Source organism: Bacteroides sp. HMSC067B03, from assembly GCF_001811315.1.
Taxonomy (GTDB): Bacteria; Bacteroidota; Bacteroidia; order Bacteroidales; family Bacteroidaceae; genus Bacteroides; species Bacteroides faecis.
The window spans coordinates 1-1,007 of sequence record NZ_KV804388.1; the positions used below are offsets into that span (position 1 = coordinate 1).

The 1,007-nt window shown below is 48.2% G+C and carries 2 protein-coding genes; both read left to right on the forward strand.

The annotated features are described in order from the left end of the window. On the forward strand, nucleotides 1-516 hold a 516-nt coding region (locus HMPREF2794_RS16220), incomplete at its 5' end, for an MFS transporter (protein ID WP_010539474.1). Between the two features lie 120 nt (nucleotides 517-636). After that, a partial coding sequence (locus HMPREF2794_RS16225) for an AGE family epimerase/isomerase (protein ID WP_210403601.1) occupies nucleotides 637-1,007 on the forward strand: 371 nt, incomplete at its 3' end.

Below are 1,007 nucleotides of genomic sequence, written 5' to 3' on the forward strand. Positions count from 1 at the left end.
TTTTACCAAGTTCTCGTAGGACTAGTTAACACCTTGACCACCGTCCTGGCGCTTGTCATCATCGACAAAGTGGGACGTAAGAAACTGGTTTACTACGGCGTATCGGGCATGGTCTTTTCCCTTCTCCTGATCGGTGCTTACTTCCTTTTCGGCGAAAGCCTGGGAGTATCCAGCCTCTTCCTGCTCGTTTTCTTCCTGTTCTATGTATTCTGCTGTGCCGTTTCCATCTGCGCCGTGGTATTCGTGCTCCTCTCGGAGATGTATCCCACCAAGGTGCGCGGACTGGCCATGTCCATTGCAGGATTTGCCTTGTGGATCGGGACGTACCTGATCGGACAGCTCACTCCATGGATGCTCCAGAACCTTACCCCCGCCGGAACATTCTTCCTGTTCGCCGTCATGTGCGTGCCTTATATGCTGATTGTCTGGAAACTTGTGCCGGAAACCACCGGAAAGTCGCTGGAAGAAATTGAAAGATACTGGACCGGTTCGGAACAGCGGGAAAAAAGACCTTAATAACAATAAACTAACAACTGAGAAGTATAGAGGGGCCACAGGCGGTTTTTGTATGGCCATTCAAAAAAACGTTTCCCTGCCTGCCGTGCCTCTGTACCTATCTATAATAAAAACAATATTATGGATTTTAAGAAATTAGCGAATCAATACCGGGATGAGCTGCTGGAAAACGTCCTTCCTTTCTGGCTCGACCATTCCCAGGATCATGAGTCTGGCGGTTATTTCAGCTGCCTGGACCGTGAAGGGAAGGTTTTCGATACGGATAAGTTCATCTGGTTGCAGGGACGTGAGGTGTGGATGTTCTCCATGCTTTACAACAAAGTAGAGAAACGACAGGAATGGCTCGATTGTGCCGTTCAGGGTGGTGAGTTTTTAAAGAAATACGGACATGACGGGCAGTTTAACTGGTATTTTTCACTGGACCGTTCGGGTAGACCACTGGTAGAACCGTATAATATTTTTTCATATACGTTTGCCACGATGGCCTTTGG